The sequence below is a fragment of the Pseudomonas sp. GB2N2 genome, assembly GCF_054897705.1.
The window spans coordinates 4,896,037-4,916,220 of record NZ_CM142701.1 but is presented as its reverse complement, the minus strand read 5'-3'; the positions used below and the strand labels follow the sequence as shown (position 1 = coordinate 4,916,220).

The 20,184-nt window shown below is 60.7% G+C and carries 24 protein-coding genes; 18 read left to right on the top strand and 6 right to left on the bottom strand.

From position 1 onward, the window contains the following. Positions 1–32: 32 nt before the first annotated feature. On the bottom strand, positions 33–437 hold the full coding sequence (pilG, locus tag ACYZT4_RS22765; protein WP_008152601.1) for a twitching motility response regulator PilG: 405 nt from the start codon (positions 435–437) through the stop codon (positions 33–35). A gap of 235 nt (positions 438–672) precedes the next feature. Here pilG and gshB point away from each other — a divergent pair, with 235 nt between their 5' ends. From gshB to ACYZT4_RS22730, 7 genes are all read left to right on the top strand, one after another. After that, positions 673–1,644, top strand: coding sequence for a glutathione synthase (gene gshB, locus ACYZT4_RS22760; protein WP_461983078.1), 972 nt, complete (start codon positions 673–675; stop codon positions 1,642–1,644). A gap of 106 nt (positions 1,645–1,750) precedes the next feature. Beyond that, on the top strand, positions 1,751–2,650 hold the full coding sequence (locus ACYZT4_RS22755) for an energy transducer TonB (protein ID WP_461983077.1): 900 nt from the start codon (positions 1,751–1,753) through the stop codon (positions 2,648–2,650). A 183-nt stretch (positions 2,651–2,833) separates the two neighbouring features. After that, positions 2,834–3,406, top strand: coding sequence for a YqgE/AlgH family protein (locus tag ACYZT4_RS22750; RefSeq protein WP_461983076.1), 573 nt, complete (start codon positions 2,834–2,836; stop codon positions 3,404–3,406). Next, the gene (ruvX, locus tag ACYZT4_RS22745; RefSeq protein ID WP_310843647.1) at positions 3,406–3,843 is read left to right on the top strand and encodes a Holliday junction resolvase RuvX; all 438 of its coding nucleotides are present in this window, start codon (positions 3,406–3,408) and stop codon (positions 3,841–3,843) included. The genes ACYZT4_RS22750 and ruvX overlap by 1 nt, the downstream gene beginning before the upstream one ends. Positions 3,844–3,938: 95 nt before the next feature. Next, positions 3,939–4,442, top strand: coding sequence for a bifunctional pyr operon transcriptional regulator/uracil phosphoribosyltransferase PyrR (gene pyrR / locus ACYZT4_RS22740; protein ID WP_461983075.1), 504 nt, complete (start codon positions 3,939–3,941; stop codon positions 4,440–4,442). 27 nt (positions 4,443–4,469) lie between these two features. Next, a complete protein-coding gene (locus tag ACYZT4_RS22735) occupies positions 4,470–5,474 on the top strand; it encodes an aspartate carbamoyltransferase catalytic subunit (protein WP_095164512.1) in 1,005 nt (334 codons plus the stop codon). Continuing rightward, entirely contained in the window at positions 5,471–6,742 is a 1,272-nt protein-coding gene (locus ACYZT4_RS22730) for a dihydroorotase (RefSeq protein ID WP_461983074.1), read from the top strand. Before ACYZT4_RS22735 ends, ACYZT4_RS22730 begins: the two co-directional genes overlap by 4 nt. Before the next feature lie 108 nt (positions 6,743–6,850). On the opposite strand, the gene ACYZT4_RS22725 is transcribed toward ACYZT4_RS22730, so the two are convergent. Then, the gene (locus ACYZT4_RS22725) at positions 6,851–7,282 is read right to left on the bottom strand and encodes an NINE protein (RefSeq protein WP_461983073.1); all 432 of its coding nucleotides are present in this window, start codon (positions 7,280–7,282) and stop codon (positions 6,851–6,853) included. Positions 7,283–7,532: 250 nt separating this feature from the next. Here ACYZT4_RS22725 and ACYZT4_RS22720 point away from each other — a divergent pair, with 250 nt between their 5' ends. Next, on the top strand, positions 7,533–8,153 hold the full coding sequence (locus ACYZT4_RS22720) for a C40 family peptidase (protein ID WP_461983072.1): 621 nt from the start codon (positions 7,533–7,535) through the stop codon (positions 8,151–8,153). Positions 8,154–8,212: 59 nt separating this feature from the next. Here the strand turns inward: ACYZT4_RS22720 and ACYZT4_RS22715 are convergent, their stop codons facing one another. Further along, complete coding sequence (locus ACYZT4_RS22715; RefSeq protein ID WP_461983071.1) at positions 8,213–9,247, bottom strand: type IV pilus twitching motility protein PilT; 1,035 nt, start codon at positions 9,245–9,247, stop codon at positions 8,213–8,215. A 57-nt stretch (positions 9,248–9,304) separates the two neighbouring features. Between ACYZT4_RS22715 and ACYZT4_RS22710 the strand changes: the two genes are divergently transcribed. The 9 genes from ACYZT4_RS22710 (at position 9,305) to ACYZT4_RS22670 (ending at position 16,013) form a co-directional block, all read left to right on the top strand. Then, the gene (locus ACYZT4_RS22710) at positions 9,305–9,991 is read left to right on the top strand and encodes a YggS family pyridoxal phosphate-dependent enzyme (protein ID WP_461983070.1); all 687 of its coding nucleotides are present in this window, start codon (positions 9,305–9,307) and stop codon (positions 9,989–9,991) included. A 35-nt stretch (positions 9,992–10,026) separates the two neighbouring features. Continuing rightward, positions 10,027–10,845, top strand: a complete 819-nt coding sequence (gene proC / locus ACYZT4_RS22705) for a pyrroline-5-carboxylate reductase (protein ID WP_461983069.1) — start codon at positions 10,027–10,029, stop codon at positions 10,843–10,845. A gap of 24 nt (positions 10,846–10,869) precedes the next feature. After that, complete coding sequence (locus ACYZT4_RS22700; protein WP_008026173.1) at positions 10,870–11,457, top strand: YggT family protein; 588 nt, start codon at positions 10,870–10,872, stop codon at positions 11,455–11,457. Positions 11,458–11,636: 179 nt separating this feature from the next. Beyond that, on the top strand, positions 11,637–12,776 hold the full coding sequence (metX, locus tag ACYZT4_RS22695) for a homoserine O-succinyltransferase MetX (protein WP_461983068.1): 1,140 nt from the start codon (positions 11,637–11,639) through the stop codon (positions 12,774–12,776). A 14-nt stretch (positions 12,777–12,790) separates the two neighbouring features. Next, complete coding sequence (gene metW, locus ACYZT4_RS22690) at positions 12,791–13,411, top strand: methionine biosynthesis protein MetW (protein WP_461983067.1); 621 nt, start codon at positions 12,791–12,793, stop codon at positions 13,409–13,411. A 26-nt stretch (positions 13,412–13,437) separates the two neighbouring features. Further along, positions 13,438–13,872 (top strand): DUF4426 domain-containing protein, encoded by a 435-nt coding sequence (locus ACYZT4_RS22685; RefSeq protein ID WP_461983066.1) that lies wholly within the window; start codon positions 13,438–13,440, stop codon positions 13,870–13,872. Beyond that, positions 13,869–14,465: an RdgB/HAM1 family non-canonical purine NTP pyrophosphatase gene (gene rdgB / locus ACYZT4_RS22680; protein ID WP_461983065.1), complete on the top strand. Its 597-nt coding sequence runs from the start codon at positions 13,869–13,871 to the stop codon at positions 14,463–14,465. Before ACYZT4_RS22685 ends, rdgB begins: the two co-directional genes overlap by 4 nt. Then, positions 14,462–15,667, top strand: coding sequence for a radical SAM family heme chaperone HemW (gene hemW / locus ACYZT4_RS22675; RefSeq protein ID WP_461983064.1), 1,206 nt, complete (start codon positions 14,462–14,464; stop codon positions 15,665–15,667). Before rdgB ends, hemW begins: the two co-directional genes overlap by 4 nt. 22 nt (positions 15,668–15,689) lie before the next feature. After that, positions 15,690–16,013 (top strand): DUF3392 domain-containing protein, encoded by a 324-nt coding sequence (locus ACYZT4_RS22670; RefSeq protein ID WP_461983063.1) that lies wholly within the window; start codon positions 15,690–15,692, stop codon positions 16,011–16,013. A gap of 131 nt (positions 16,014–16,144) precedes the next feature. Here ACYZT4_RS22670 and trmB read toward each other — a convergent pair whose 3' ends face one another. Genes trmB through thiS form a run of 3 tightly spaced genes read right to left on the bottom strand, consistent with a single transcriptional unit; the run spans position 16,145 to position 17,935 of the window. After that, positions 16,145–16,870 carry a tRNA (guanosine(46)-N7)-methyltransferase TrmB gene (gene trmB / locus ACYZT4_RS22665; RefSeq protein ID WP_461983062.1) on the bottom strand — a complete coding sequence of 242 codons (726 nt, stop codon included), beginning with the start codon at positions 16,868–16,870 and terminating at the stop codon, positions 16,145–16,147. A gap of 9 nt (positions 16,871–16,879) precedes the next feature. Next, positions 16,880–17,674 (bottom strand): thiazole synthase, encoded by a 795-nt coding sequence (locus tag ACYZT4_RS22660; protein ID WP_150767690.1) that lies wholly within the window; start codon positions 17,672–17,674, stop codon positions 16,880–16,882. A 60-nt stretch (positions 17,675–17,734) separates the two neighbouring features. Next, positions 17,735–17,935 carry a sulfur carrier protein ThiS gene (thiS, locus tag ACYZT4_RS22655; RefSeq protein ID WP_461983061.1) on the bottom strand — a complete coding sequence of 67 codons (201 nt, stop codon included), beginning with the start codon at positions 17,933–17,935 and terminating at the stop codon, positions 17,735–17,737. Between the two features lie 243 nt (positions 17,936–18,178). Between thiS and ACYZT4_RS22650 the strand changes: the two genes are divergently transcribed. After that, positions 18,179–20,170 carry an acyltransferase family protein gene (locus ACYZT4_RS22650; protein ID WP_461983060.1) on the top strand — a complete coding sequence of 664 codons (1,992 nt, stop codon included), beginning with the start codon at positions 18,179–18,181 and terminating at the stop codon, positions 20,168–20,170. The last annotated feature ends 14 nt before the right edge of the window (positions 20,171–20,184 follow it).

The following is a 20,184-nucleotide window of genomic DNA, read 5'->3' as shown; positions in this document are numbered from 1 at the left end:
GGGCCCGCTGGCCGAGCGTCACTGTGCTTGTCCTACTGCGGCAAAACAGCGGCGAAGCCCGGTACATGGGCCTGGATCGCGTTCAGCAGTTCTTCCTTGCTGAAAGGTTTGGTCAAAAACTGATCGGAGCCGACGATGCGCCCCTTGGCCTTGTCGAACAACCCGTCCTTGGACGACAGCATAATCACTGGCGTGGACTTGAACGCACTGTTGTTCTTGATCAGGGCGCAGGTCTGATAGCCATCCAGACGCGGCATCATGATGTCGACAAAGATGATGCCGGGATGATTGTCGGCAATCTTGGCCAAGGCATCGAACCCATCGATGGCCGTGATCACCTCACATCCGACGTTCTTCAACAGCGTTTCGGCGGTGCGGCGAATCGTCTTCGAATCGTCGATCACCATGACCTTCAAGGCGCTGGAATGCTGTTCCATATATGCTCTACCGTCGCCTTTGCGAATCAATTTGTCCGTTTACGGACCTTCAGTGGCTCGAAACCCTTGATGCTTAAGGGCCAGCATGACATGGCAGCCTTTTTAGCACAGTCTCCAACACCAATCTATCGGCCGACTGGCGCAGTGGTTTTTCCTTGACCGGGAACACACTCGGCGCCACTCTGACGCCACTTTTTCGTGTCCTTTCGGACCTCCCAAATTCGAGGAAAAACCCATGAGCGTTCGCGTCGGGATTGTCATGGACCCTATCGCCAGCATCTCCTATAAAAAGGATAGCTCGCTGGCCATGTTGCTGGCCGCACAGAAGCGCGGCTGGGAGCTGTTCTATATGGAACAGCAGGATTTGTACCAGGGCGAAGGTGAAGCGCGGGCGCGGATGCGGCCATTGAAAGTCTTTGCCAACCCGGAAAAATGGTTCGAACTGGAAGCCGAGACCGACGCGCTGCTGAGCGATCTGGACGTGATCCTGATGCGCAAGGACCCACCGTTCGACATGGAGTTCGTCTACGCGACTTACCTGCTGGAGCAGGCCGAGCGCGCCGGCGTGCTGGTGGTCAACAAGCCGCAGAGCCTGCGTGACTGCAATGAAAAGCTGTTCGCCACACTGTTTCCGCAGTGCACGCCGCCGACCGTGGTCAGCCGCCGCGCCGACGTATTGCGTGAATTCGCCGCCAAACACGGTGATGTGATCCTCAAGCCGCTGGACGGCATGGGCGGCACCTCGATCTTCCGTCACCGCGTGGGCGATCCGAACCTGTCAGTGATTCTCGAGACCCTCACCGCGCTGGGCACCCAGCAGATCATGGGCCAGGCCTACCTGCCCGCGATCAAGGACGGCGACAAACGCATCCTGATGATCGACGGCGAGCCGGTGGATTACTGCCTCGCGCGCATCCCGGCCGCTGGAGAAACCCGCGGCAACCTGGCCGCCGGTGGTCGTGGCGAAGCCCGTCCGCTGAGCGACAAGGATCGCTGGATCGCCGCACAAGTCGGCCCGACACTGCGCGAGAAAGGCCTGCTGTTCGTGGGCCTGGACGTGATCGGCGAGCACCTGACCGAAATCAACGTCACCAGCCCGACCTGCATTCGCGAGATTGATAACGCGTTCGGCACCGACATCGGTGGCCTGCTGATGGAGGCCATTGAGAAGAAGCTGCAGGCTGCAAGCCACAAGACGCAAGATTGAAACGCGCCACTTACAGCTTGTCGCTTAAGGCTTGCAGCTTGAAGCTAAAAACCAACATTGCGTTATCATGCCCAGCCCACAAAAACGCGATGTTGGTTTTTGCCTGATGACACTCCCGTCCGATCTGCCCGCAGAACTCGCCCATCGTGGCGTGCGCCCGGCCGATCGCCTCGGATTTACCCTGTTTCTCGCGGCGCTGATTCACCTGGCCTTGCTGTTGGGCATCGGTTTCACCATGGTGGAGCCCAAGCAAATCAGCAAAACCCTGGAAATCACCCTCGCCACTTTCAAAAGCGAAAAGAAGCCGGCCAAGGCTGACTTTCTCGCCCAGGAAAATCAGGAAGGCAGCGGCACCCTGGATAAAAAGGCGATTCCCAAGACCACCGAGGTCGCGCCGTTCCAGGACAACAAGGTGCAGAAAGTCACGCCACCACCGGCTGCCAAGCCCGAAGTGCAGGAAGCAGCGCCCAAGGCTTCAGTGACCACCGTCGCCCCTCAGCCGAAAAAAGCCCCGGCGAAAACCGAAGAAGCCAAGCCCGAGACCAAACCCGCGATCGCCGCGCCGACGTTCGACACGGAACAATTGTCCAGCGACATTGCCAGCCTCGAAGCGGAACTGGCCAACGAACAGCAGCTGTACGCCAAACGGCCGCGCATCCACCGCCTGAGCGCCGCCTCGACCATGCGCGACAAAGGCGCCTGGTATAAGGACGAATGGCGCAAGAAGGTCGAGCGCATCGGCAACCTCAATTACCCCGACGAAGCCCGGCGCCAACAGATTTACGGCAATTTGCGCCTGATGGTCTCGATCAATCGCGACGGTTCGCTGTATGAGGTGCTGGTGCTGGAGTCGTCCGGGCAACCGCTGCTGGATCAGGCGGCACAGCGGATCGTCAGGCTGGCGGCGCCGTTTTCGCCGTTTACCGGCGATTTGTCCGATATCGACCGCCTGGAAATTATCCGCACTTGGAAATTTGCCCGCGGAGACAAACTTTCCAGTAACTGACACCCATTGGACCTGTAGGAGCCGGCTTGCCGGCGATGGCGTCCCGGAGATCGCCATCGCCGGCAAGCCGGCTCCTACAAGGTCCGTGTTTACTCGGTTTGACCCCGCTAGCCAGCGATTCATCTGAGCGAACATTGATTCCCCAGCTTGTCAGTTCGCCCCTCCAACGCCACACTAGCGCTCATGAAAAACGTCAGCCCCAGCTACCTCAAGCATCAATTCCTGATCGCCATGCCTCACATGGCCGACCCGAACTTTGCGCACACCTTGACCTACATCGTCGAGCACACGGCCAATGGTGCCATGGGGCTGGTGGTCAACCGCCCGCAAGACCTGAATCTTGCCGATATCCTCGAGCAACTGCGCCCCGATATCGAGCCGCCGCCGCTCTGCCAGCATGTGCCGATCTTCATCGGCGGCCCGGTGCAAACCGACCGCGGATTTGTCCTGCACCCCACCGGCAAGACGTTTCAGGCGACCGTTGATCTGGAAGGCGACTTGTCCTTGTCCACGTCCCAGGATGTGCTGTTCGCCATCGCCGACGGCGTCGGTCCGGCCAAGAGTGTCATCACTCTGGGGTACGCCGGCTGGGAAGCCGGGCAGCTGGAGGCCGAACTGGCGCAAAACGCCTGGCTGACCTGCCCGTTCGACGCCGACATCCTGTTCAACACCAGCAGCGAACTGCGCCTCGACGCGGCGGCCAAGCATCTGGGCGTCAATCTCAGCCTGCTCACCAGCCAGGCGGGGCACGCCTGATGGCCCTGCGGTTGATTCTGGGGTTTGACTACGGCACCAAACAGATCGGCGTAGCGGTCGGCCAGGTGATTACCGGCCAGGCCCGCGAGCTGTGCACGCTGAAGGCGCAAAACGGCGTTCCCGACTGGAATCAGGTCGAAGCCCTGATCAAGGAGTGGAAGCCCGACGCCGTGGTGGTCGGCCTGCCGTTGAACATGGACGGCACGCCCAGCGAGATGTGCCTGCGCGCCGAGAAGTTCGCCCGCCGCCTCAATGGCCGCTTCAACCTGCCCTTCTATACCCACGATGAACGCCTGACCACCTTCGAAGCCAAGGGTGAACGGCGTGATCGTGGCGGGCAGAAAGGCAGTTACCGCGACAACCCGGTCGACGCCATCGCCGCCGCCCTGTTGCTGCAAGGCTGGCTCGACGAAAACACCGCATTGTTTGAATCCTGACGCACCAAATCCTGAAGAGCCGTTACGGCGTCTCTCTTAGCTACAACCCGAGCCACGCCTGGCACCACCCGGCTCGGGCCCAAGAAGGAGCAACCATGAGCCTGCCCAATCCCGCCGAACTGATCAGCCAGATGGCGATCCGTCTCCAGGCACACCTGGAACACCGTGGCATCAGCGAACCGCGTTACATCGGTATTCGTACCGGCGGCGTCTGGGTTGCCCAGGCGTTGCTCGAGGAACTGGGCGGCGATGCGCCGCTCGGTACGCTGGACGTGTCTTTCTACCGCGACGACTTCAGCCAGAACGGCCTGCACCCGCAAGTGCGCCCCTCCGCCCTGCCGTTCGAAATCGAAGGTCAGCACCTGGTGCTGATCGACGACGTACTGATGAGTGGTCGTACCATTCGCGCCGCGATGAACGAACTGTTCGACTATGGCCGCCCGGCCAGCGTGACGCTGGTGTGCCTGCTGGACCTGGACGCCGGCGAACTGCCGATCCGCCCGAACGTGGTCGGCGCGACCCTGTCGCTGGCCGCCCACGAGCGGGTGAAGCTGTCCGGCCCGGAACTCAAGCTCGAACTGCAAGACCTCGCCCTTTAATTCGCCCTATTGAGAGTCCCCCTCGCGATGACGCCTCTAGACACCAAGCGCCCGCTGCAGCTCAATGATCAGGGCCAGCTGCGCCACTTCCTCTCGCTCGACGGTTTGCGCCGCGAGCTGCTGACGGAAATCCTCGACACTGCCGATTCGTTCCTCGAAGTCGGCGCCCGGGCGGTGAAAAAAGTCCCGTTGCTGCGCGGCAAGACCGTGTGCAACGTATTCTTCGAAAACTCCACCCGCACCCGCACCACCTTTGAACTGGCGGCCCAGCGCCTGTCCGCCGACGTGATCACCCTCAACGTGTCGACGTCGTCGGCGAGCAAGGGCGAAACCCTGCTCGACACCCTGCGCAACCTCGAAGCGATGGCCGCTGACATGTTCGTCGTGCGCCACGGTGACTCCGGCGCCGCACACTTCATTGCCGAACACGTGTGTCCGCAAGTGGCGATCATCAATGGCGGCGACGGCCGACACGCGCACCCGACCCAAGGCATGCTCGACATGCTGACGATCCGTCGGCACAAGGGCAGCTTCGAAAACCTCTCGGTGGCCATCGTCGGCGACATCCTGCATTCGCGGGTCGCGCGCTCGAACATGCTGGCACTGAAAACCCTCGGTTGCCCGGATATCCGTGTGATCGCGCCGAAAACGCTGCTGCCGATCGGCATCGAGCAATACGGAGTGAAGGTCTACACCGACATGACCGAAGGCCTTAAAGACGTCGACGTGGTGATCATGCTGCGCCTGCAGCGTGAACGCATGACCGGTGGCCTGCTGCCGAGCGAAGGTGAGTTTTACCGCCTGTTCGGCCTGACCACCGCGCGCCTGGCCGGGGCCAAGCCGGATTGCATCGTCATGCACCCGGGACCGATCAACCGTGGGGTGGAGATTGAGTCGGCGGTGGCCGACGGCCCGCACTCGGTGATCCTCAACCAGGTGACCTACGGCATCGCGATTCGTATGGCCGTGCTGTCCATGGCCATGAGCGGGCAAACGGCCCAACGCCAATTCGAGCAGGAGAACGCCCAGTGAAGCTCAGCATTCTCGGCGCCCGCGTGATCGATCCAGTCAGCGGGCTGGATCAAGTGACTGATATCCACATCGAAGCCTGCAAGGTCGTCGCCCTGGGCGCTGCACCGGCCGGTTTCGTCGCCGTCGACACCATCGACGCGCAAGGCCTGGTGGCCGCTCCCGGTCTCGTCGACCTGAACGTCGCCCTGCGCGAACCGGGTTACAGCCGCAAAGGTTCGATCGCCAGCGAAACCCGCGCCGCCGCCGCCGGTGGTGTCACCAGCCTGTGCTGCCCGCCAAAAACCAAACCAGTGCTGGACACTTCGGCCGTGGCCGAACTGATCCTCGACCGCGCCCGCGAGGCCGGCAACACCAAAGTCTTCCCGATCGGGGCGTTGAGCAAAGGTCTGGAGGGTGAACAGCTCGCAGAGCTCGTTGCCCTGCGCGATGCCGGCTGCGTGGCCTTCGGCAACGGTCTGGACAGCTTCCGCAATTCCCGCACCCTGTGCCGGGCGCTGGAATACGCGGCGACGTTCGACCTGACGGTGATTTTCAACTCCCAGGACCATGATCTGGCCGAAGGTGGCTTGGCCCATGAAGGTCCGACCGCCAGTTTCCTCGGCTTGCCGGGCATTCCGGAAACCGCGGAAACCGTGGCCCTGGCCCGGGACCTGCTGCTGGTCGAGCAAAGCGGCGTGCGCGCGCACTTCAGCCAGCTCACCAGCGCTCGCGGCGTGGCCCTGATCGCTCAAGCCCAAGCCCGCGGCTTGCCGGTGACCGCCGATGTCGCGCTGTATCAGCTGATCCTGACCGACGAAGCACTGATCGACTTCAGCAGCCTCTATCACGTACAGCCGCCGCTGCGCACCCGCGCCGACCGCGATGGCCTGCGTGAAGCGGTGAAGTCGGGCGTGGTGTCGGCGATTTCCAGCCATCACCAACCCCACGAGCGGGACGCCAAACTGGCGCCGTTCGGTGCGACCGAGCCGGGGATCAGCAGCGTAGAACTGCTACTGCCGTTGGCGATGACGCTGGTGGAAGACGGCTTGCTGGATCTGCCGACGCTGCTGAAGCGCTTGAGTGCCGGGCCGGCAGAAGCGTTGCGCCTGCCAGCGGGCAAGTTGGCCGTCGGCGGGCCGGCAGACATCGTGCTGTTCGATCCTTCGGCGTCCACCGTGGCCGGCGAAACCTGGTTGTCCAAGGGCGAGAACTGCCCATTCATTGGGCATACCTTGCCGGGTGTGGTGCGTTACACGCTGGTGGATGGGCGGATCAGCCACCAGGCTTAAGACCGAGGCGCTCCAATCGCCGGCAAGCCGGCTCCCACACTGTTGCGTGCGGCCACAAATTGTGTGGCCGACCGATCACCCTGTGGGAGCTGGCTTGCCAGCGATGGCCTACTGGAAAGTGCCGCGATTCTGCGCGTTGCGCACCGACACCTGATCATTCAGCGTCCAGAAGTCATACAAGACCCCCACAAAGAACAACCCGCCCGTCACCAGGTACAGCAATCCGCTGATCCACTTCCCTTGATACATCCGGTGCACACCGAATACCCCGAGAAACGTCAGCAGAATCCACGCTACGTTGTATTCGAGCGGTCCAGCGGTGAAACGCAGGTCCGCCTCACGGTCCATGGCCGGGATCAGGAACAGGTCGATCAGCCAGCCGATACCCAACAAACCGAAGGTGAAAAACCAGATCGTCCCGGTTACCGGCTTGCCGTAATAGAAGCGGTGAGCGCCGGTGAAACCGAGAATCCACAGCAGGTAACCGATCACTTTGCTGTGGGTGTCCTGCTGTGGAACGGGGTGTTGATAGGTGTTCATGAAGGACCTCGATTCACACGATAGATAAATATTCTTGAATTCTTTGTGACTTTTTTACAGGCAGCCGACGTATGGCAAATGTTACTTTGTCTCCCGTCAAACCCTTATAGCACCTGACTTCTGTCCGACAATTGCGTCCATTTGCCGCGCATTTGGTTCCGTTAGCCGCCGAATGCAATCGACCAACGGCCTCGGAATGACAAAAAAAGCTGTTATAAAGTTTCGCGCTAACTTATATGAGCCTTGCCTAATGCGTCCATTTTTCAAGACATGGCTAACCATTTGCCTTTTGATGCCACTGGCCGCACACGCCACCAATCGTGAGCAACGTCTTCCTAACGTTAATGGTTACACCCCGAAATCCCATGTTTCTGCTCCTTCGAGCAAAAACAAGCAAACAGCCAAACATTCGACCCAATTGAGCAAGGCCAACAGCCAACTGGTCCCGCCGATGGCGAACAAAACCAGCAGCAATGTGTTGAGCCGTGCGGTAAACGTCCTCGGTACACCTTACCGTTGGGGCGGCAGCAGCCCAAGTAAAGGCTTCGATTGCAGCGGCCTGGTGAAATACGCGTTCAACGACGCCACGTTTGACCTGCCACGCACCTCGAACGCCATGGCCAGCGGGCATGGCGAGAAAGTCGAGCGCGGCGACTTGAAGCCGGGCGATCTGATTTTCTTCAACATTCAGAGCCGTCGGGTCAACCACGTTGCCATCTACCTGGGCAACGACCGCTTCATCCACGCACCACGCCGTGGCAAGTCGGTGACCATCGACACCTTGAAGAAACCGTACTGGGAAAGCCACTACGTGGTTGCCAAGCGGGTTCTGCCAAAAGAGAAGAACAGCCTGCAGGTTGTTCAGCGCTGATCTGAAATCCCGGACGAGATGATCGTTCCCACGCTCTGCGCGGGAACGATCAACTGCCTTCAGAAGTTATCCGGCGAACGCGCCTTCTCCCGCGCATGCTCGCGAGTGATCAAGCCCTTGGTCACTAACTCCTTCAAACACATATCCAGCGTCTGCATCCCCAGATTCCCACCGGTCTGAATCGACGAGTACATCTGCGCCACCTTGTCTTCGCGGATCAGGTTGCGAATCGCCGACGTCCCTAACATGATTTCATGGGCCGCGACCCGCCCACCGCCGATCCTCTTCACCAGCGTCTGCGACACCACTGCCAGCAACGACTCGGACAGCATCGATCGCACCATGGATTTCTCATCCCCCGGAAACACATCGACGATCCGGTCGATGGTTTTCGCCGCCGATGTTGTGTGCAGCGTGCCAAACACCAAGTGACCGGTCTCGGCCGCCGTCAGCGCCAGGCGAATGGTTTCCAGATCACGCATCTCGCCCACCAGAATCACATCCGGGTCTTCGCGCAGCGCTGATCGCAGTGCGGTGGCGAAACTGCGGGTATCGCGGTGGACTTCGCGCTGATTGATCAGGCATTTGCGCGATTCGTGGACGAACTCGATTGGGTCTTCGATGGTAAGAATGTGGTGATGGCGATGGTTGTTCAGGTAATCGATCATCGCCGCCAGCGTGGTGGACTTGCCGGAACCGGTCGGGCCGGTCACCAGCACCAGGCCACGGGGAGAATCGGTAATCTTGCGAAACACTTCGCCCATGCCCAGATCATCCATGCTCAGGACTTTCGTTGGAATGGTCCGAAACACCGCACCCGCGCCACGGTTCTGGTTGAACGCGTTGACCCGAAAGCGCGCCACACCGGGCACTTCAAAAGAGAAGTCGGTTTCCAGATGCTTTTCGAAGTCCACCCGCTGGGTGTCGTTCATGATGTCGTAGATCAGCTCCTGAACCTCCTTGTGACCCAGCGCCGGCAGGTTGATGCGGCGCACATCGCCATCGACGCGAATCATCGGTGGCAGGCCGGCGGACAGGTGCAAGTCGGACGCGCCCTGTTTAGCGCTGAAAGCCAGCAGTTCAGTGATATCCATAGCACTCCTCAATTCCAGTAGAATGCCGCCAACCTCAGACCCGCTGGCGCCTCTTGAATGTCCACGATAGCAGACAACATTGCCCTGGTTAGTGCTCGCATCCGGGCTGCCGCCCTTGCCGCCCACCGTGACCAACACAGCGTTCAGCTATTGGCCGTGAGCAAGACCAAGCCCGCCGAGGCCTTGCGCGAAGCCCACGCCGGCGGCCTGCGCGACTTTGGCGAGAACTACCTGCAGGAAGCCCTGGGCAAACAGCTCGAATTGGCCGACCTGCCCTTGATCTGGCACTTCATCGGCCCCATTCAATCGAACAAGACTCGCGCCATCGCCGAGCATTTCGCCTGGGTGCATTCCGTGGATCGTCTGAAAATCGCACAACGCCTGTCCGAACAACGTCCTGCCGATCTGCCACCCTTGAACATCTGCATCCAGGTCAACGTCAGTGGCGAAGCAAGCAAATCCGGCTGCACTCCCGCCGACCTGCCCGCCCTGGCCAACGCCATCAGCGAACTGCCGCGCATCAAGCTGCGAGGGTTGATGGCCATCCCCGAACCGACTGAAGATCGCGCCGAACAGGACGCCGCTTTTGCGACCGTGCAAAGCCTGCAAGCCAGCCTGAACCTGCCGCTCGACACACTTTCCATGGGCATGAGCCATGACCTCGAGTCCGCCATCGCCATGGGCGCCACGTGGGTCCGAGTGGGTACGGCCCTGTTTGGCGCCCGCGACTATGGTCAGCCGTGACCAATGGCCGACTCTTCTATTTATAAGGACCTGACATGAGCAAGACTCGTATTGCCTTTATCGGTGCCGGCAACATGGCCGCCAGTCTGATCGGCGGCCTGCGCGCCAAAGGTCTCGACGCCGGGCAGATCCGCGCCAGCGATCCGGGCGAGCAAACCCGCGCCAAAGTGAGCGTCGAGCACGGCATCGAAGTGTTCGCCGACAACGCCGAGGCCATTCAAGACGCTGACGTGGTCGTGCTGGCGGTCAAACCGCAGGCGATGAAAGCCGTCTGCGAAGCCATTCGCCCAAGTTTGAAACCCCATCAATTGGTGGTGTCGATCGCTGCCGGCATTACTTGCGCCAGCATGAACAACTGGCTCGGCGCGCAACCGATTGTGCGCTGCATGCCCAATACTCCGGCGCTGCTGCGTCAGGGCGTGAGCGGTTTGTTCGCCACCGCCGAAGTCAGCGCCGAGCAACGCCAACAGGCCGAAGAATTGCTGTCGGCAGTCGGCATCGCCCTGTGGTTGAACGAGGAACAGCAACTGGACGCCGTCACCGCCGTTTCCGGTTCCGGCCCTGCGTACTTTTTTCTGCTGATCGAAGCGATGACCGCTGCCGGGGTAAAACTCGGGCTGCCTGCGGAGATCGCTGCGCAACTGACCCTGCAAACCGCGTTGGGCGCCGCGCACATGGCGGTTTCCAGCGATGTCGACGCTGCAGAATTGCGTCGTCGCGTAACCTCGCCGGCGGGCACTACAGAAGCTGCAATCAAATCCTTCCAGGCTGGGGGCTTCGAAGCCCTGGTAGAAAAAGCACTCGGCGCCGCTGCGCACCGCTCGGCCGAGATGGCTGAGCAGCTCGGTCGCTAATCAGCTCTCATAAAGGAATCAATAATGCTTGGACTCAATGACGCTGCCATTTTCATCATCAAAACCCTGGGCAGCCTGTACCTGCTGATCGTGCTGTTGCGTTTCATCCTGCAACTGGTCAGGGCAAACTTCTACAACCCGCTCTGCCAGTTCATCGTCAAAGCCACCCAACCGCTGCTCAAGCCGCTGCGCCGGGTCATCCCGAGCATGTTCGGGCTGGATATGTCGTCGCTGGTGCTGGCGCTGATTGTGCAGATGCTGTTGATCGCAGTCATCGTCTCGCTCAAGGGCTTCATGGTCGACTGGGTGTTGCTGGTGCCGTGGGCGCTGATCGCGTTGTTCTCGCTGTTCCTGAACATCCTGTTCTACGCGATGATCATCAGCGTGATCCTGTCATGGGTTGCCCCGGGCAGCCACAATCCGGGCGCGGAGCTGGTCGCGCAAATTACGGAGCCGGTACTCGCCCCGTTCCGCCGGATCATTCCGAACCTGGGTGGCCTCGATATCTCGCCCATCTTCGCGTTCATCGTGATCCAGTTGCTGCAAAGCTGGCTGATCCCGCGCCTGGCGTACTTTGCGCTGATGCCGCAGGGGCTGCTCGGCCTGATTTGATCCGCGAAGACCGAGTCGCGGCCATCGCGAGCAGGCTCGCTCCCACAGGGGAATGCGTTTCCCTGTAGGAGTGAGCCTGCTCGCGATGGGTACAACGCGGTGTGACTGAACTGATCGTCGCTTGCTGCTGGTGGCAGCGGTCTTTAGACTTACGCCTCATTTCAACGAGAGCAGGGTCGATGCCAACTGCCTTTCCCGCCGATTCTGTTGGTCTGGTGACGCCGCAACTGGCGCACTTCAGCGAACCCCTGGCCCTGGCCTGCGGCCGTTCACTTGCGGCCTATGACCTGATTTACGAAACCTACGGCACGCTGAACGCCACGGCGAGCAACGCCGTGCTGATCTGCCACGCCTTGTCCGGTCATCATCACGCGGCCGGCTTCCACAGCCCCGACGAGCGCAAGCCCGGTTGGTGGGACAGCTGCATCGGCCCCGGCAAACCGATCGACACCACCAGGTTCTTTGTCGTCAGCCTGAACAACCTCGGTGGCTGCAACGGTTCCACCGGCCCCAGCAGCCTCAACCCGGAAACCGGCAAGCCCTTCGGCGCCGATTTCCCGGTGCTGACCGTGGAAGACTGGGTGCACAGCCAGGCGCGCCTGGCCGACCGCATCGGCATCAGCCAATGGGCGGCCGTGATTGGCGGCAGCCTCGGTGGCATGCAGGCGATGCAATGGAGCATTACCTACCCCGATCGCATTCGTCACTGCGTGGCCATCGCTTCGGCACCGAAGCTGTCGGCGCAGAACATCGCGTTCAACGAAGTGGCCCGTCAGGCGATTCTCACCGACCCCGAGTTCCACGGCGGTTCGTTCCAGGAAGCGGGCGTGATCCCCAAGCGCGGCTTGATGCTGGCGCGCATGGTCGGGCACATCACCTACTTGTCCGACGATTCCATGGGCGAGAAATTTGGCCGTGGACTAAAGAGCGAGAAGCTCAACTACGACTTCCACAGCGTCGAGTTTCAGGTCGAAAGCTACCTGCGTTATCAGGGAGAAGAGTTCTCCGGGCGTTTCGACGCCAACACTTACCTGCTGATGACCAAGGCGCTGGACTACTTCGACCCGGCGGCAAACTTCGAAGACAACCTGGCCAAAACCTTTGTCGGCGCCACCGCCAAGTTCTGCGTGATGTCCTTCACCACCGACTGGCGCTTCTCCCCTGCCCGCTCGCGGGAACTGGTGGACGCGCTGATGGCCGCCAGAAAAGACGTGTGCTACCTCGAGATCGATGCTCCGCAAGGCCACGACGCCTTCCTGATTCCGATCCCGCGCTACCTGCAGGCGTTCAGCAATTACATGAACCGCATAAAGTTGTGAGAAGCGAGAAAGCCATGAGAGCTGATCTGGAAATCATCCAGGAATGGATCCCCGCCGGCAGCCGCGTGCTCGACCTCGGTTGCGGTGACGGCGAACTCCTGACCTGGCTGCGCGACAATAAGCAAGTCACCGGCTACGGCCTGGAAAACGACCCGGATAATATCGCCCAGTGCGTGGCCAAGGGCATCAACGTGATCGAGCAGGACCTGGACAAGGGCCTCGGCAACTTTGCCAGCAACAGCTTCGACATCGTGGTCATGACCCAGGCGCTGCAGGCCGTGCATTACCCGGACAAGATTCTCGACGAAATGCTGCGGGTCGGTCGCCAGTGCATCATCACCTTCCCCAATTTCGGTCACTGGCGCTGCCGCTGGTACCTGGCGAGCAAGGGCCGGATGCCGGTGTCGGACTTCCTGCCCTACACCTGGTACAACACGCCGAACATCCACTTCTGCACCTTCGAAGACTTTGAAGCGTTATGTCGCGAACGTGACGCCAAGGTCATTGATCGGCTGGCCGTGGATCAACAGCATCGGCATGGGTGGGCCAGCAAGCTATGGCCTAATCTGTTAGGTGAGATCGGTATCTACCGCGTCAGCAGCCCGATGCTGCAGGATCACCGGATCGCGGTCTGAACCACGCCATTTCAAGGAGAACGATCATGGGTCGTCTAGCGCTGTTTTTACTCACTGCCTGCCTGAGCGTGACCGCCATGGCTGCCGACGTCATCAAGGGCGAGCGCCAGGAAACCTTTGGCGATGTGACGGTGCATTACAACACCTTCAACTCGACCTTCCTGACACCCGACATCGCCAAGGCCGCCGAGCTGATCCGCAGCAAGAACCAGGGCGTAATCAATGTTTCGGTGATCAAGGCCGGCCAGCCGCTGATCGCTCAAGTGAGCGGTTCGGTCAAAGACCTGACCAGCCAGAGCGTGCCGCTCAAATTCAGACAGGTCACCGAGCAAGGCGCGATCTACTACATCGCGCAGTACCCGGTTGATCATCAGGAAATCCGCACCTTCGAGATCAAGGTGCAGAACGGCGACAAAATCAACACCATCAATTTCAACCAAGAGCTTTTCCCCGGCGAATGATCAACCTCACGCAACTCGTACTGGCCAGCCACAACGCCGGCAAACTCAAAGAACTCCAGGCCATGCTTGGCGACTCGGTGCAACTGCGCTCAATCGGCGAGTTCAGCAACATTGAGCCTGAAGAAACCGGCCTGTCGTTCGTCGAAAACGCCATCCTCAAGGCGCGTAATGCCGCGCGCATCTCCGGTCTGCCGGCACTGGCTGACGATTCCGGGCTGGCGGTGGATTTCCTCGACGGTGCGCCGGGCATCTACTCCGCGCGTTACGCGAACGGTCAGGGCGATGCGGCGAACAACGCCAAACTGCTCGACGCACTGAAGGATGTGGCGGAAGCCGAGCGCGGCGCGCAGTTCGTCTGCGTGCTGGCGCTGGTGCGTCACGCGGATGATCCGCTGCCGATCCTCTGCGAAGGCCTGTGGCACGGGCGCATCCTGACCCACGCCAGCGGCGAGCATGGCTTTGGTTACGATCCGCTGTTCTGGGTGCCGGAGCGCGATTGCTCCAGCGCCGAACTGAGCCCGGGCGACAAGAACCAGATCAGCCACCGCGCCCGAGCAATGGATCTGCTGCGCCAGCGTCTGGGCCTGAAATGACCCACGACTCATCCGCGTCGCCGCTGATTTTCGGCGGTGCCGCCCAATCGCCTCGGGCCGCGCTCCCCGTGCTGCCGCCCTTGGCGCTGTACATCCACATCCCGTGGTGTGTGCGCAAATGCCCTTATTGCGACTTCAACTCCCACACCGCCAGCCCGGTGCTGCCGGAACACGAGTATGTCGACGCGTTGCTGGCTGATCTCGCTCAGGATTTGCATGCGGTGTACGGCCGCAAGCTGAGTTCGATCTTCTTTGGCGGCGGCACGCCTAGCCTGTTCAGCGCCGAAGCCTTGGGCCGGTTACTCAAAGGCGTCGAACAGCGCATCCCATTTGCCAGTGATATCGAAATCACTCTGGAAGCGAATCCGGGGACGTTCGAGCAAGAGAAGTTCGTTGCCTACCGCAAGCTGGGGATCAATCGCCTGTCGATTGGCATTCAGAGTTTTCAAGAAGAAAAACTCAAGGCGCTAGGGCGGATTCACAACGGTGACGAAGCCGTACGCGCGGCCGGCATGGCGCGTCAGGCCGGTTTCGATAACTTCAACCTCGACTTGATGCACGGTTTGCCGGATCAATCGCTGGACGATGCGTTGGGCGACCTGCGCCAGGCCATCGCCTTGAAACCGACGCACCTGTCCTGGTATCAGTTGACGCTGGAACCGAACACGGTGTTCTGGAACCAGCCGCCGACGCTGCCGGAAGACGACACGCTGTGGGACATTCAGGAAGCCGGTCAGGCGCTGCTCGCCGAGCACGGTTACGCGCAATACGAAGTCTCAGCGTATGCACTGCCCGGCCGCCCGGCGCGGCACAACCTCAATTACTGGAGTTTCGGCGACTTCATCGGCATCGGCGCCGGCGCCCACGGCAAACTCAGCCATCCGGACGGTCGCATCGTGCGCACCTGGAAGACGCGCTTGCCGAAGGACTACCTCAATCCGGCAAAAAGCTTTCAGGCTGGCGAGAAAGCCCTGACCAACGATGAACTGCCGTTCGAATTTCTGATGAATGCCTTGCGCCTGACCGAGGGCGTCGATTCGCGGCTGTACCCGGAACGCACCGGGCTGCCTCTGAAAAGCCTCGCCGAAGGCCGCCTGGACGCAGAACAAAGTGGCCTGTTGCAGGTCGAACCGTCACGCCTGGCGGCCACCGAGCGCGGGCAACTGTTCCTCAACGACTTGCTGCAAAAATTTCTGAGCTGATTTCAGCCTAAAGGGAAAACCAATGGATTTGATATTCGACCTGCTCGCCACCGCCTCCCGCTGGAGCCGCAGCAACCTGTCGGAAATCTCACTGGCGCTGGTGGGTTGCCTGCTGGTGCTGTTCGGCGCGGACATCAAAGGCTGGATCGACCAGCGCCTGGGCAGCATCGCCGGCGCCTTGCGCATCCCGTTGCTCGCACTGGTGTGCATGATCGGCAGCGGCCTGGCACTGATCTACGCGACGCCGTGGATCGTCCGCGGCCTGAGCCAGTTCAACAACTACAGCCTGGCGCCGGTGTTGTTGGTGGTGTTGGTGTTGATTGGCGTAGTCGCCGACCGCCGCTGATTTTTCGTTACGCCTAAAACAACTGTAGGAGTGAGCCTGCTCGCGATAGCGTCATGACATTCAACCTATCAGGTGACTGTCACACCGCCATCGCGAGCAGGCTCACTCCTACATTTTTTACCGTGTAGGGCTTAGGACAGTTTCTCGAACTTAAGATCCCAAACCCCATGCCCAAGACGTTCGCCGCGGCGTTCGAACTTGGTGATCGGGCGCTCGGTCGGGCGCGGGACGCACTTGCCGTCTTCGGCCAGGTTGCGATAACCCGGTGCGACGTTCATCACTTCCAGCATGTACTCGGCGTACGGTTCCCAATCGGTTGCCATGTGCAGGACACCGCCGACTTTCAACTTGCTGCGCACCAGTTCAGCGAACGATGCCTGAACGATACGGCGCTTGTGGTGGCGGCTTTTGTGCCACGGGTCCGGGAAGAACAGCATCAGGCGATCGAGACTGTTGTCGGCGATGCAGCGATCGAGCACTTCGATCGCGTCGCAATCGTAGACGCGCAGATTGGTCAGGCCCTGGGTCAGCACGCCATTGAGCAGCGCGCCGACACCCGGACGGTGAACTTCCACGCCGATGAAGTCCTGTTCCGGCGAGGCTGCGGCCATTTCCAGCAGCGAGTGGCCCATGCCGAAACCGATTTCCAGCGAGCGCGGTGCCGAGCGGCCGAACACCTGGTCGTAATCCACAGGAGCGTCGGCCAATGGCAGCACGAACAGCGGCGTGCCTTGATCCAGGCCTTTTTGCTGGCCTTCGGTCATGCGCCCGGCGCGCATCACGAAACTCTTGATGCGGCGGTGTTGACGCTCGTCGCCTTCTTCCGTCTGGATTGGCGTGTCGTTTGATTCAGTCATCAATGGCTCTTACTTGATCAGACCATCCAGCGGCGAAGAGGCGCTGGCATAGAGTTTTTTTGGCATGCGGCCGGCGAGGTAGGCCAGGCGGCCTGCGACGATCGCGTGTTTCATGGCTTCGGCCATCATGACCGGCTGCTGGGCGTGAGCGATGGCCGAGTTCATCAGCACCGCTTCGCAGCCCAGTTCCATGGCAATAGTCGCGTCAGACGCGGTACCGACACCGGCGTCGACCAGAACAGGAATCTTGGCTTCTTCGAGGATGATCTGCAGGTTGTACGGGTTGCAGATCCCCAGGCCCGTGCCGATCAGGCCGGCCAGCGGCATGACCGCGATGCAGCCGATTTCCGCCAGTTGACGGGCAATAATCGGGTCATCGCTGGTATAGACCATCACGTCGAAACCTTCTTTGACCAGCACTTCGGCGGCCTTGAGGGTTTCGATCACGTTGGGGAACAGGGTTTTCTGGTCCGCCAGCACTTCCAGCTTCACCAGGTTGTGGCCGCCGAGCAGCTCCCGGGCCAGACGGCAAGTGCGCACCGCTTCGGTAGCGTCGAAGCAACCGGCGGTGTTCGGCAGGAAGGTGTAGCGATCCGGCGACAGGACTTCGAGCAGGTTCGGTTCGCCCGGGTTCTGGCCGAGGTTGGTGCGGCGCACGGCGAAGGTGACAATCTCGGCACCCGAGGCTTCGATGGCCAGACGGGTTTCTTCCATGTCGCGGTACTTGCCGGTGCCTACCAGCAAACGCGACTGGTAAGTACGACCGGCCAGGACGAAGGGCTTGTCGCTACGAACGATGCTCATGGGAAATCCTCTGTAGGGGTGAGGTTCTTGCAGAATTCTGTGCCCTTGCGGGCCAAGCGACTAGCCGCCGCCGATGGCGTGCACGACTTCGACATTGTCGCCGTCGTTCAACGTGGTTTCTGAATGCTGGCTGCGCGGGACGATATCCAGATTGAGTTCGACCGCCACCCGGCGTCCAGTCAGTTCCAGACGGGTCAGCAGGGCCGCAACGGTTTCACCGTCGGGCAGTTCAAGGGATTCGCCGTTCAACTGAATGCGCATGCCGGATGCCGCCATCATTTTTAGGGGCTGGCATTCTAGCCCGATCAGTCTTGGCGACCCAAGCCATTCGTCATGAAATGGACCACCCGGTCAGATCAACCGCCAGGCGGCGCTCGCTGCGCAGGCAATGGGTACGGACCAGTCTTGCAACAAACTGCGCAGTCCACGCCGTGCCCTAATCTTCTATATTCGCCCTCTCGCGTCGACGCCGCACCCCATTACTGACGCGCCCAAGGAGGGCTTGTGTCCAGCGTCCACACGACAACGAACGTCCCCGCTATCGACGGCCTACGCGCCTTGGCTGTCCTGAGCGTGATCATCTTTCACGCCGACTTCCTGAACGTCTTGCCCGGCGGTTTTACCGGTGTCGACATCTTCTTCGTGATCTCAGGCTACGTCATCAGCCAGTCGCTTTCCGCTCGCTCCCACTTGGGCTTCCCAGCCTATCTCGCAGACTTTTATCGCCGCAGGCTCTTGCGAATTGTCCCGGCATTGCTGGTGGTTCTGCTGGTGTGCAGCCTGGTCTCGGCGATGTTCGTGCCGCAAGCCTGGCTAAGCATGCAGAATGACCGTACCGGCCTGGCCGCCTTCTTTGGCATGAGCAACTTCGTACTGGCCTGGGCCACCGACAGCTATTTTTCGCCTTCTACTTTGCTAAATCCCTATACGCACACCTGGACCCTCGCCGTAGAAGAGCAATTCTACCTGTTGTTCCCGCTTATCTACTTCGCCTGGTTGCGCTACAAAGAACGCCATACCTTCATCTGGGCCCTCCTTCCTCTTCTGGCCCTGATATCACTGGTGTTCAGTGCCATTCAGACACAGGCCGATCCGCTGGAAGCGTTCTATCTGCTGCCCAGCCGGTTCTGGGAGCTGGCCGCAGGGGCAATCCTTTATCAGACGATCGGCACAGGCCGTTTAACCCTGTATCCGGCTGCCGCAACCCGAGCCATGCTGCTCGGCGGACTCGCCTTGATCATCGGCGCACTGCTTCTTGCCGACAAAAATCACTTCCCCTTCCCTTGGGCACTCGTCACAGTTTCCGGCACCTTGCTGGTCATCACCGCTCTGGTACAGCAAACCAACACACCTTCTCTACCCCAGCGCCTACTGCAATCGTCCCCCGCAACCTATATAGGCCGGCTGTCCTACTCGTTGTATCTCTGGCACTGGCCAGTCCTGGTGTTCCTGCGCTGGACCACCGGCCTGGAGCATCTGGCCGTGCAATTGGCCTACCCCCTCATCATCACTGCACTCGCTGCGGTCTCCTACCACACGGTTGAGACACCGATGCGCGCTGGCAATTGGCTCCCGCAACGCCCCGTCTGGATCACGATCGCCTCGTGCCTGGCGGCAATCGGCCTGTCCTGGTCAGCTGCGCGGTGGGTGTCGGAGAATCCCGAAGCGCTATCGCTGAGCAAAACCAGCGATACCTATACCTGGTTCTCCCGGCGTCTGCCGCAACGCGCGCCCAGCGAACCGCTCAAGGACTTGCAATGGCAAGGACGTCAGCTGTTTGTCATCGGCGATTCGCACACAGCCGCCTACCGCACGATGTTAAGCCTCGCATCGCAACAACTGGGTATCAAGGTGGTGGAATATGAGCGCGGCGGCTGCGCGGTGGTCAGCCTCATTGCACCCGATCCGCAAGGGGCATGCACTCAAGCTCGGGAAAGCGCCCTGCGCAATATTGAAGCGCAAGCAAACCCGGGAGATATCGTCTTCCTCGCTTCGTTGCGCATGCCCGAGATCGCAGGGCGCGAGTGGGCACGTGGAGAACAGGACGTCGTCAACGACGTGCTTTCTGAACTCACGCCGCAGCAGATTGAAGGCGCCCAGGCCTCCGCCGAAGCAGTGCTGACGCGCTTGATAACCGCCAGATTGCACGTGCTGATCGACGCTCCCAAGCCACTATTCAAAGCCCCACCCTATCGCTGTTCGGACTGGTTCAACCGCATGAACCCGATCTGCGCCCCCGGCTTCACCATGGAGCGCGACCAACTCGAACAGCTACGCGCGCCGCAAATGGCGCTGATCGACCGGTTGACCCGCCTGTATCCAACGCTGCAGGTCTGGGACCCGTTACCGCTGTTGTGCCCGGGCCGAACCTGTTCAGCCTTTGACGAGGATAAACCGCTGTTCCGCGATGCCGATCACCTCAGCGGTCATGGCAACCGCGTCCTTGAGCCGGCTTTCACGCAGGCACTGCTGAATGCATTGAGAGGCGCAGGTTGAGGTTGATTGCGCGC

Excerpts from the sequence above, each read along its gene's own strand:
- pilG (WP_008152601.1), bottom strand. The coding sequence starts at position 437 with ATGGAACAGCATTCCAGCGCCTTGAAGGTCATGGTGATCGACGATTCG.
- gshB (WP_461983078.1), top strand. The coding sequence starts at position 673 with ATGAGCGTTCGCGTCGGGATTGTCATGGACCCTATCGCCAGCATCTCC.
- ACYZT4_RS22755 (WP_461983077.1), top strand. The coding sequence starts at position 1,751 with ATGACACTCCCGTCCGATCTGCCCGCAGAACTCGCCCATCGTGGCGTG.
- ACYZT4_RS22750 (WP_461983076.1), top strand. The coding sequence starts at position 2,834 with ATGAAAAACGTCAGCCCCAGCTACCTCAAGCATCAATTCCTGATCGCC.
- ruvX (WP_310843647.1), top strand. The coding sequence starts at position 3,406 with ATGGCCCTGCGGTTGATTCTGGGGTTTGACTACGGCACCAAACAGATC.
- pyrR (WP_461983075.1), top strand. The coding sequence starts at position 3,939 with ATGAGCCTGCCCAATCCCGCCGAACTGATCAGCCAGATGGCGATCCGT.
- ACYZT4_RS22735 (WP_095164512.1), top strand. The coding sequence starts at position 4,470 with ATGACGCCTCTAGACACCAAGCGCCCGCTGCAGCTCAATGATCAGGGC.
- ACYZT4_RS22725 (WP_461983073.1), bottom strand. The coding sequence starts at position 7,282 with ATGAACACCTATCAACACCCCGTTCCACAGCAGGACACCCACAGCAAA.
- ACYZT4_RS22720 (WP_461983072.1), top strand. The coding sequence starts at position 7,533 with ATGCGTCCATTTTTCAAGACATGGCTAACCATTTGCCTTTTGATGCCA.
- ACYZT4_RS22715 (WP_461983071.1), bottom strand. The coding sequence starts at position 9,247 with ATGGATATCACTGAACTGCTGGCTTTCAGCGCTAAACAGGGCGCGTCC.
- ACYZT4_RS22710 (WP_461983070.1), top strand. The coding sequence starts at position 9,305 with ATGTCCACGATAGCAGACAACATTGCCCTGGTTAGTGCTCGCATCCGG.
- proC (WP_461983069.1), top strand. The coding sequence starts at position 10,027 with ATGAGCAAGACTCGTATTGCCTTTATCGGTGCCGGCAACATGGCCGCC.
- ACYZT4_RS22700 (WP_008026173.1), top strand. The coding sequence starts at position 10,870 with ATGCTTGGACTCAATGACGCTGCCATTTTCATCATCAAAACCCTGGGC.
- metX (WP_461983068.1), top strand. The coding sequence starts at position 11,637 with ATGCCAACTGCCTTTCCCGCCGATTCTGTTGGTCTGGTGACGCCGCAA.
- metW (WP_461983067.1), top strand. The coding sequence starts at position 12,791 with ATGAGAGCTGATCTGGAAATCATCCAGGAATGGATCCCCGCCGGCAGC.
- ACYZT4_RS22685 (WP_461983066.1), top strand. The coding sequence starts at position 13,438 with ATGGGTCGTCTAGCGCTGTTTTTACTCACTGCCTGCCTGAGCGTGACC.
- rdgB (WP_461983065.1), top strand. The coding sequence starts at position 13,869 with ATGATCAACCTCACGCAACTCGTACTGGCCAGCCACAACGCCGGCAAA.
- hemW (WP_461983064.1), top strand. The coding sequence starts at position 14,462 with ATGACCCACGACTCATCCGCGTCGCCGCTGATTTTCGGCGGTGCCGCC.
- ACYZT4_RS22670 (WP_461983063.1), top strand. The coding sequence starts at position 15,690 with ATGGATTTGATATTCGACCTGCTCGCCACCGCCTCCCGCTGGAGCCGC.
- trmB (WP_461983062.1), bottom strand. The coding sequence starts at position 16,870 with ATGACTGAATCAAACGACACGCCAATCCAGACGGAAGAAGGCGACGAG.
- ACYZT4_RS22660 (WP_150767690.1), bottom strand. The coding sequence starts at position 17,674 with ATGAGCATCGTTCGTAGCGACAAGCCCTTCGTCCTGGCCGGTCGTACT.
- thiS (WP_461983061.1), bottom strand. The coding sequence starts at position 17,935 with ATGCGCATTCAGTTGAACGGCGAATCCCTTGAACTGCCCGACGGTGAA.